General features: G+C 60.2%; 13 protein-coding genes. 7 read left to right on the forward strand and 6 right to left on the reverse strand.

Annotated features, from left to right (window positions below):
• Positions 1–171 precede the first annotated feature (171 nt).
• Positions 172–699, forward strand: coding sequence for a DUF3087 domain-containing protein (locus AC3WMV_RS21675; RefSeq protein ID WP_103368866.1), 528 nt, complete (start codon positions 172–174; stop codon positions 697–699).
• On the opposite strand, the gene AC3WMV_RS21680 is transcribed toward AC3WMV_RS21675, so the two are convergent.
• A complete protein-coding gene (locus tag AC3WMV_RS21680) occupies positions 696–1,082 on the reverse strand; it encodes a DUF2784 domain-containing protein (protein WP_103368865.1) in 387 nt (128 codons plus the stop codon). The genes AC3WMV_RS21675 and AC3WMV_RS21680 overlap by 4 nt on opposite strands.
• 152 nt (positions 1,083–1,234) lie before the next feature.
• Here AC3WMV_RS21680 and AC3WMV_RS21685 point away from each other — a divergent pair, with 152 nt between their 5' ends.
• The 3 genes from AC3WMV_RS21685 (at position 1,235) to AC3WMV_RS21695 (ending at position 2,450) form a co-directional block, all read left to right on the forward strand.
• Positions 1,235–1,933: an AzlC family ABC transporter permease gene (locus AC3WMV_RS21685; RefSeq protein ID WP_103368864.1), complete on the forward strand. Its 699-nt coding sequence runs from the start codon at positions 1,235–1,237 to the stop codon at positions 1,931–1,933.
• Complete coding sequence (locus AC3WMV_RS21690) at positions 1,933–2,244, forward strand: AzlD domain-containing protein (protein ID WP_166497451.1); 312 nt, start codon at positions 1,933–1,935, stop codon at positions 2,242–2,244. The genes AC3WMV_RS21685 and AC3WMV_RS21690 overlap by 1 nt, the downstream gene beginning before the upstream one ends.
• A 62-nt stretch (positions 2,245–2,306) precedes the next feature.
• On the forward strand, positions 2,307–2,450 hold the full coding sequence (locus tag AC3WMV_RS21695; protein WP_178085259.1) for a hypothetical protein: 144 nt from the start codon (positions 2,307–2,309) through the stop codon (positions 2,448–2,450).
• A gap of 43 nt (positions 2,451–2,493) precedes the next feature.
• Here AC3WMV_RS21695 and AC3WMV_RS21700 read toward each other — a convergent pair whose 3' ends face one another.
• The 4 genes from AC3WMV_RS21700 to AC3WMV_RS21715 all read right to left on the reverse strand — a co-directional run bounded on the left by AC3WMV_RS21700 (position 2,494) and on the right by AC3WMV_RS21715 (position 5,736).
• Positions 2,494–2,766, reverse strand: a complete 273-nt coding sequence (locus tag AC3WMV_RS21700; RefSeq protein ID WP_095136479.1) for a hypothetical protein — start codon at positions 2,764–2,766, stop codon at positions 2,494–2,496.
• 339 nt (positions 2,767–3,105) lie between these two features.
• Positions 3,106–3,795, reverse strand: a complete 690-nt coding sequence (locus tag AC3WMV_RS21705) for an SOS response-associated peptidase (protein ID WP_103368624.1) — start codon at positions 3,793–3,795, stop codon at positions 3,106–3,108.
• Between the two features lie 48 nt (positions 3,796–3,843).
• Positions 3,844–4,689 carry an ABC transporter permease gene (locus tag AC3WMV_RS21710; protein ID WP_103368623.1) on the reverse strand — a complete coding sequence of 282 codons (846 nt, stop codon included), beginning with the start codon at positions 4,687–4,689 and terminating at the stop codon, positions 3,844–3,846.
• Between the two features lie 60 nt (positions 4,690–4,749).
• The gene (locus tag AC3WMV_RS21715; protein WP_103368622.1) at positions 4,750–5,736 is read right to left on the reverse strand and encodes an aliphatic sulfonate ABC transporter substrate-binding protein; all 987 of its coding nucleotides are present in this window, start codon (positions 5,734–5,736) and stop codon (positions 4,750–4,752) included.
• Positions 5,737–6,028: 292 nt separating this feature from the next.
• Here AC3WMV_RS21715 and AC3WMV_RS21720 point away from each other — a divergent pair, with 292 nt between their 5' ends.
• The 3 genes from AC3WMV_RS21720 to AC3WMV_RS21730 all read left to right on the forward strand — a co-directional run bounded on the left by AC3WMV_RS21720 (position 6,029) and on the right by AC3WMV_RS21730 (position 8,359).
• Positions 6,029–6,976, forward strand: coding sequence for an ABC transporter substrate-binding protein (locus AC3WMV_RS21720; RefSeq protein WP_103368621.1), 948 nt, complete (start codon positions 6,029–6,031; stop codon positions 6,974–6,976).
• Between the two features lie 131 nt (positions 6,977–7,107).
• Positions 7,108–8,007, forward strand: a complete 900-nt coding sequence (locus AC3WMV_RS21725; RefSeq protein ID WP_103368620.1) for a polysaccharide deacetylase family protein — start codon at positions 7,108–7,110, stop codon at positions 8,005–8,007.
• A gap of 109 nt (positions 8,008–8,116) precedes the next feature.
• Positions 8,117–8,359, forward strand: coding sequence for a DUF1652 domain-containing protein (locus tag AC3WMV_RS21730; protein WP_103368619.1), 243 nt, complete (start codon positions 8,117–8,119; stop codon positions 8,357–8,359).
• Positions 8,360–8,363: 4 nt separating this feature from the next.
• Here the strand turns inward: AC3WMV_RS21730 and AC3WMV_RS21735 are convergent, their stop codons facing one another.
• On the reverse strand, positions 8,364–8,726 hold the full coding sequence (locus AC3WMV_RS21735) for an NUDIX hydrolase (RefSeq protein WP_098964369.1): 363 nt from the start codon (positions 8,724–8,726) through the stop codon (positions 8,364–8,366).
• Between the last annotated feature and the right edge of the window lie 172 nt (positions 8,727–8,898).

Consider the following 8,898-nt stretch of genomic DNA (forward strand, 5'->3'; position numbering starts at 1 on the left):
TAGTGTGTATCCATGAATGAAGATGGCACGATCTGCGCTGTACCGCCATGTCCCCGTTGGACGCTGAAGAGATGAAAAGGGCCCCCAGCATAGCTAAATCGCGGAGAGAGGCGATAATGCGCAGCGAGTTTTTTCCGTTGCCCTTTTTATCGCTCAAGGAAGTCATGCCTGATGTTCGAGATCCAGCCGATGGACCCAGCAACGTTTCGCCAGCAGACCCGGCGCAGCACGCTCATCATCGTGGTGCTGTTCCTGGTGCTGGCGATGGCGCTTTCGACGGCGGCGGTGGCGCTGTTCGGCGAACCCGGCGGGGATAATCTGCGCTTCAACGTCGGTGGGGTGTTCGTCGCGTTTCTGCTGACGGCGGCGCTGATGCGCGGGCAGTTCTGGCAGCAGCCGTGGATGGCCCCGGCGGTCTATAGCTGGCGGCTCAAGCGCAGCCTGATGAGCGTGACCAACGTGATGCATCAGGTGACCGCAGCAGTCGAGAAGAACGATCCGACCGCGATGAAGGTGCTGCGCTTCTATCATCTGGGACTGACCCAGATGCACGAACTGGACGGCAACTCCAGCGATCATGCGCAGTTGCACCGGGAAGTCGAAATGCACAAGGAGCGGATGCAGGCACTGGGCCTGGAGATCGACCAGAAGCGCCTGGATCCGGCCTGGCTGCAAGCCTTGAAACCCGCCGCGCGTTAAAACGGAATACGGCTGGCGCGGCGCAGTTTCCACGCACGGGCCAGACGCCCGTAGACCAGCAGGTTGATCACCAGCACCACGCTGCCCAGCACCAATTGGATCTGCGGCGTCAGACCTGCGGGATAGATGATCGGCCAGATGTAGTGCTCGATGAAGCCGCCGGCGTATTCGGTCTGCCCGGCGGCGTGGCGCATCAGGTTTTCCCAGTAAGTCAGCGGACAGGTCAGGTGCAACACCTCGACCGCCACGCCCCATGCAGCCGCCGGCAGATGCAACCACATCAGGCGTGGCCACTTGAGCACCAGCAACCCGCCGAACAGCACGAACAGAATGAAGCACAGATGAAACAGCACCAGCCCGTCGGCTGCGATTCGGTACAGCATGTCGTCTCCCTGACGCGGTTGTGAAGGTCTCCATGGTACGCCGACAGCAACGCCGGGGCGCGGTGATTTGGCGCAAGTGCGCAAGATTGTTCAAGCCGCGAAGGGGCATTTGCTGGCAGAGTCTGCGACCGTTTCCTCGGTTGAAGAACGTTATGTCTGACTCAATTATGCCGCGCAGTGCGTTTCTTCGCGGCGCTGCGGCGATCATGCCGTTATCACTGGCGACGGCGCCGTGGGGGCTGCTGGCCGGTTCCATGGCGATCGAAGCCAATCTCACGCCGTTACAGGGGCAGGGCCTGTCGAGCATCGTGTTTGCAGGGGCCGCGCAACTGGTGGCGATCGGTATGCTCAAGGGCGGTGCCGGGATTTTCTCGATCCTGCTGACCACGCTGCTGCTGACCTCGCAGCATTTGTTGTACGGGATGAGCATGCGCTCAGTGATTTCGCCGCTGCCCGGGCGCTGGCGCATCGGCCTGGGCTTTTTGCTCACCGATGAGCTGTTCGCCCTGACCAGTCAGCATGACCGTCAGCAGTTCAACCGCTGGTACGCCTTGGCCGTCGGCCTGACGTTCTATATCGCCTGGAACCTGTTCACCCTGGCCGGCATCGTGTTGGGCAGCAGCATTCCGGGGCTTGAGCACTTGGGGCTGGATTTCTCGATTGCCGCCACTTTCATCGCATTGATCACCCCGGTGGTGCGTAACGTGCCGACCGTGGTGTGTGTGGCGGTGTCGCTGTTCTGCTCGGTGCTGTTCAGTTATTGGCAGTGGGGCTCGGCACTGGTGTTGTCGGGCCTGGCGGGGATGACCGCAGGATTTGTCTGCAACAAGCTGTATCGGGGGCGCACATGATGGTCTGGGCAGTGATTTTCGGCATGGGGATTCTGGTGTTCCTCAACCGTTACGTGTTTCTCGAACCGCGCCTGCCGCTGCGTTTGAGCAGCAACGCACGGCAGTTTCTCGGGTTTGCCGTACCGGGAATGCTCACGGCGATCTGCGGGCCGATCGTGTTCATGCCGGACAAACAGTTGAATCTGCAGTGGGATAATCCTTATTTACTGAGTTCGCTCGTAGCGATCGGGCTGGTGCTGTACACCCGCAATACCTTGCTCAGCATGCTCTTGAGCATGGCGTTTTTCTTTTTGCTGCGCTGGTGGTTGTAAGTTGCTGGGAAAAAACTGTTCTACGCTGGTTGGATGACTATTTTCGACAAGTCGAGGTGCACATGACGACCGAGCAAAAGCGTCCTGATGAAGACGAAGAAGTAGACGAGCCCAGCGAAGAAGAAATCGAGCGTGAGAAACGCAAGGAACAGACGTGGAAGCACGACGATGGCAAGGAGCTCACCGGGCCTGACGTGAAACTCTGAGAGCCATCTGCAAGAAGCCCCGCAATAGCGGGGCTGCTTTTTTTCAGAGGTCTTCCAGGTGCGGGAAGTCCGGGTGTGAAGCCCGATAGCCCAGGGTCTTGTCGAGCCACGCATTGAGCTCGTTGACCATCACCGGTGGGTGCCCGGGATAGCTCTGGAGGGTCGTGCGCAAGACGCGTTCGATGTCCGGCACCGAACGCAGGTTTCGGGTCTTGATGTAGTGGCCGATAAAACAGTCGAGTTGAAAGCGTTCTGTCATGGACAGATAAATACACTCCAGGCCGTTGGCCTGTTTGATTGCAAAATCGTCGCGCAACTTAGTTCTCTGCAAGGTTTGTTAAAGTTGTAGGGGATTCCTGGTTTTGCTGACTCTTTGGTCAACTGGTATGCCAAATGGAAATGCGGCGCGCATGCTATCCGTAGTGCATGTAAATGTATGTATGACGGTTGAAATGTCAGACAGGCGGTTAGGTCGCTCAAACGACTGTTTTTTCCGGGCTGTCTCAGCGATGAAACACCAGCTGTAAAGATCGAGTGTCACCTGTAATCACCTGTAGGAGCTGCCGAAGGCTGCGATCTTTTGATCTTGCTTTTAAAAAATTAAAAATCAAAAGATCGCAGCCTGCGGCAGCTCCTACAGGGTAAACGCGTGAGATCACGGATCTTTAAGCCATTCTTCAATCAGCCCTGCACCCTGATTGCGTGAATTGCCGACTGCCTTGCCGACTTTGTGCCAGGCGAAGGCATCACTGGGTTCGCCTTCAAACAGGAGCATCTGTTCGGCGCGTTCAACAGGCGTGGCGCTGTCGAGCCACTCGGCAGCCATGTCAGCGCGAAAGACCACGGGTCTTCGATCATGGATATCGAGCAGGCCCCCGATGCTGTCGGCGGTGATGATCACGAATCCATCGTCGTCCCGACCATCGCTGCCGGGTGTCGGAAACTGTCCGATGGCCGCACAGAAAACCGGCCCTTGATCGGCACGACGGATCAGCCACGGCTGTCGGGTTTTGTCCGGGCCGTCGACCCATTCGAACCAGTTGTCGACCGGCACGATCAGCCGATGACGCCAGATCGCCCGGAAGAACGGCCCATGGGCGACTTTCTCCACGCGCGCGTTGATCGGCGCCGCGCGATCCTTGGCCCAGTGCGGGCGCCAGCCCCAGCGCAGGTTGTCGGCATACAGGCGTTGATCATGTTGATGGAGCACCGCGAGTGACGTGGTCGGCGCCGCGTTGTAGCGCTCCAGCGCGGCGTCGCCGACGTGATTGATCAGCGCATCGGGAATGCTCAGCACCGCGACAAAGTCGTGAATGCCGCGGTACTGCGAGAGTCTTCCGCACATGCGCCGAATCTCTGGATGGACGCTTTCAGCATAGTTGGCTCTGGCCAATCAATCCTGCGCCTCCTGACCGGTGAACGTGTCGCGCCAGATCAGCCAGCGGCGTTCCAGCACTGCGAGCAAACCGTCGCTGAGTTTGCCGAGCAAGGCGAGCACGATAATCGCCGCCAGCACGATGTCCGGGCGCGAGGTTTCGCGGCCGTCGCTGAGCAGATAACCGAGGCCCTTGGTCGCGGCGATCAGCTCGGCGGCCACCAGAAACATCCACGCCAGACTCATGCCGCTGCGCAGCCCGGTGAACAGGCCGGGCAGGGCGGCGGGCAATAGAATCCGCCGCACCAGTTGCCAGCGGCTGAAGCCATAGATGTGTCCGACTTCGACCAGTTTGCGATCGATGTTGCGAATCGCCGCGACCACGTTGACGTACACCGGAAAGAACGCGCCGATGGCGATCAGCACGATCTTCGAGGTTTCATCGATGCCCAGCCACAGCAGCAACAGCGGCACCCAGGCCAGACTCGGAATCGAACGCAGCGCGGCGAACGTCGGTTCCAGATACGCCTCGGCCTCACGGCTCAGGCCGACCCAGGCGGCGAACACCAGCGCAAGGCTGGCGCCAATTGCAAAACCGAGCAACACCCGCAACAGGCTGGCGCTGATGTGTTTCCACAGGGCGCCTTCGGCGAGGTCGGTGAGGGTCAGGGCGATCTCGCTGGGCGCCGGCATTTGATAGGACGGAAGCCAGCCGAGACGCACGATGAACTCCAGGGCGACCACGATCAGCAGCGGCAGGGCCAGACCTTTCAGGCGCCGGCGCCATGTCGGGTTGAGAGATGAAGGACGCGGCCTCGGCAAGCTGCGAGGCGGCGCGGGCAGTTCGTTACTGCGAGTGCTCATACGTGGGCTCCGCTCACAGCGAATCCGCGCCGGGCGCGGATGGGCTGTGAGTCTGGTCGATTACTGGCGGGCGACGGCTTGCTGCACTCCGCTGTCGAGCAACTGATCGATGACTTGATCGACATTCACTCCACGCCGCACCAGTTCCTCAGACACCAGAATCGGTGCCGCAGCTTTCGACGCTTGCACATCGTTGGCGGTCAGTTGCGGACTGCTCAGGTCGGTGCGCGACAACTGCAGTTTGGCCACGTCCAGCGGCAGACCGGATTCCTTGGCAAGCAGCGCGGCGAACTCGTCGGGATTTTTCAGCGCCCAGTCCCGCGCCTGCTCGTAGGCTTTGATCACGGTGTCGATGGTTTGCGGATGCTCCTTGGCGTACTGCTCGGTGACGCTGACCACGCCGTAGCTGTTGAACGCCGGGTTGCGATACAGCAGACGCGAACCGGCCTGCACCTGGCTGGCGGCCATGTGCGGATCGAGTCCGGCCCAGGCGTCGACATCGCCTTTTTCCAGCGCGGTGCGCCCGTCCGGATGTTGCAGGTGCACCAGTTCCACGTCGTCTTTCTTTAGCCCGGCCTGTTGCAGGCTGCGCAGGGTGAACAGGTACGGATCGGTGCCTTTGGTGGCAGCGATTTTCTTGCCCTTGAGGTCGGCGACGCTCTGGTAGGGCGAACCCTTGCGTACCACCAATGCGGTCCATTCGGCGCGGCTGTAGACGTAGACCGACTTGATCGGGCTACCGTTGGCCCGGCTCAGCACAGCGGCAAGGCTGGCGCTGGAGGCGAAATCGACGCCGCCACTGTTCAGGTATTCCAGCGAACGGTTACTGCCCTGACTCAGCACCCAACTGACTTTGGTTTGTGGCAGGGCCTTTTCTAGAAAACCGAAATGCTTGAGCACCAGGCTCACCGGTGAGTAGTAGGCGTAATCCAGATGGACTTCCGCAGGTGGCGCTTCGGCGGCGTGGGCTAGAGGTTGCAGGCTCAACGCCATGGCGCTGGCGAGCAGCAGCGTTTTGAGGCGAGTAAAGGGTAAGAACGATGTCATGGGGCGCTCCGGCAAAGGCTCTGGTTGTTATGTCAAAAAATATATTTTTATCGACGGAATCCTGCATGAATGGAATATTGCAGGCTCTGTGCCATGTACGTGTGGCCCCATGTTTACGGGGTTTTCGCCGGTTTTAGCGCCTTTCAACTGTTGCTTGGGAAACATTGTGGCAAGGCACTGTTGCGCAGCGGACAGTGAGCATTCCGAGCGCTGAGCTTATGCATTAATCGAATTTAAAATCGGTTTATCAACAGCGTTATGGTCTATGCAAAATACCGTCGCAGGACCTCCCATGAAGCTCTCTCGTTTGCTCCGCAGCACACTGATGACCGCGTTATTCACCGCACCGCTTGCCCACGCCGCCGAGCTGTTGGTCCTGCATGTTGGTGACCAGAACTACTACAACATCCGCGCTTCGGTCGAAGCCTCCGGCGTGTTGAAAGACGCGCCTTACAGCGTCGACTGGAAGCACTTCCAGGCCGCCGCGCCACTGGCCGAGGCGTTGCAGACCGGCTCGCTGGATCTGGGCTTTCTTGGCGATTCGGGTTTTCTGTTTCTCGCCGCCAAACAGGCGCCGGTGAAACTGATCGGTGTGTCGCGGCAGAACCCGGACACAATCGCCTTGCTGGTGCCGAAAGATTCGCCGGTGAAAACCATCGCTGATCTGAAGGGCAAGAAAGTCGCCTACTGGCCCGGCGCCTGGAGCCAGCAGCTGACCTTGCGCGCCCTGGAGCAGGGCGGTCTGCCGGAAAGTTACGTCGACTTCGTCAAGTTGATGCCGATTGATGCGGCAGCGGCATTGCCACAGGGCAGCATCGACGCGTTCCCGGTGTGGGAACCGTATATCTCCCAGCAAATCGTGTTCTCCGGTGCGCGGCCGATTCTCACCGCGAAAAACCTGATGCCGGGACTCAGCGCGATTGCCGCGTCGGCGCCGTCGATCGACAGCAAGCGAGCAGCGATTGCCGATTTTCTCGGGCGTTTGAAACAGGCGCGGGCCTGGGTCGACAGCCACACCGACGAATACGCGGACCTGTGGGCGAAGAAAGCCAATCTCGATCAGCAGGTTTCACGGCACTGGTTGCGTCAGGCGCACATGACTGTCGGGCCGGTGGATCAGCAGGCGGCGGTCGACCTGCAAGGCACCGCGGACTTCCTGTTCAAGGTCAAGGCACTGCCGGCGCCGCTGGCCACCGCCGGGGTCATCGATACCTCGTTTCAACAGGCTCTGGCTGACTGAGCGAGCGCCGGAACCAAAGCCTGTGTACCCTATCCAAATCTGGCTTGCGAAGCCGGGCGCAGGGATGGATCAGGGCGAGGGAGTTTTGCCAGTCGACAACAGGGCCGCAACGGTCAGGCGCAAGGCAAAACATGAAATACGCGTTCAATCTTCTCTGTGCAGCGGCCATCGCGCTTGGGCTGGCCGGCTGCATTGCCGCGCCGATCGAGATGACCGCGCAAACCGAAACCCGGCTCAAGGCCCAGGCCCCGGTGCGTTTTCTGCTGACCTTCGATGATGGCCCCAGCGCCTCGAGTTTCTGGAACCCTTCGGCGACCGTGCTCGATAGCCTCAAGGTCAACCCGGTGCAACCGGACATCAAAGCGGTGTTCTTCGTCCAGACCCGCGCGCCTCGCGCCGGTAACAGTGACATTGGTCGCGGCATCATGCGGCGCGAGCACGCCGAAGGGCACATCCTCGGATTCCACACCGCCACCCATTGGCACACCAATCATCGCTCGCTCGATCCGCAAGAACTGGAGCAGTCGTTGCGCAACGGCACGGCGGATATCGCCGCGATCACCGGAGCAGCACCGATCCTGCTGCGCCCGCCATTCTGGAATTACGACAAGCGCACCTTCGCCGCGTATCAGCAGCATGGCTTGCACGTGTTGTTGACCGATTTAAGCGCCAATGACGGCAAGATCTGGGGCTTCAACGCCAGTCCCCGACGTCGGGCGAATATGCTGCGCCAGCTATCGGAAGTCCGCGAGCGCATTGCCCTCGGCGAATTTCCGACCGTAGACGGGGTGATTCCAGTGGTGGTGACCTTTCATGACCTCAACCGCTACACCGCGCGGCATAACCGCGAGTACCTGCAGATCCTGCTCGACAGCGCCGCCGCCACGGGCGTGAGACTGGCGGACAAACCGTTCTACGATGATCACGCGACGCTACAGAAAGCGGCGCTGGCGCGCACGGTTCAGCAGAGTTCGCAGCCGGTGCAGTTGCCGGGAATGTGGAACTGGATCTGGGATCATGACGACCACTGAGGCCGCGCTGGAAATGTGATCGGGTTGGCACTTGTCGGGGCGGCGGGTTGCTGACGGCTCATCTATGCTCAACGGGTCGACCGACTCATCGCCTGCGAGGCGTGCGCCCATGCTAGCCATTGCCGACATCTGCCGGATTGTCGAATCCGGCTTCCCGTCGCTTAAGTGCGAATGCACCCAAGTGGAGCAGGGGCTGCTGCGGATCAAGGTGTACGAGCCGCAGTCCGGGCGAGTCGAGTTGTTGCTCAATGGTGTGTCGCCGGAACATCTGGTGACGATCCGCGAAATTTCCAACTTCATCGGCGAGTTGCGCACGGAAATGAGCGCCGGGCGCCGGGCATTCGCCGGCTGATCCCTCACAAGCGCCGCTGAAACGCCTGCACGATGCGCAACGTCGCGTCGCTGGTGGGCAGATTCTGCACCGCGTCCAGCGGATGCCAGATGCATTCGGTGATCTCGTTTTGCGGACGCAACTGCTCAAGATCGAGCACCGACGCCTCGTAGACATGATGCTGGGTGCTGCCGCTGTGCAGTTCCATCAGATACAACATCTGCTCGGCATCCAGTGCTGTTTCTTCCTGCAGCTCGCGCGTCGCCGCCCCGGCTTTGGTTTCCCCAGGCTCGACCTTGCCGCCGGGCAATGTCCAGCGGCAGCGGGGTTTGCGCACCAGGAGAACGTGTCGATCCTGCTCGCAAATAACGGTGGCGCGTACTTTCATCTGTTACCTGTTTACTGCGTGTCACATAAATGAAATAAAACTGCAATATTCGAGCCGGGCCCGGATTCAAAGGTTCCCTTGGGGTTTTGAGTGTTTGGCGTGGCTGAAAGTGCCAGAGCCTTGGCGCCTCGCGATGGCGACATCCGGTCGGCACAACTGCGGCATCCGGGTG

Source organism: Pseudomonas sp. FW305-3-2-15-E-TSA4 (genome assembly GCF_058787295.1).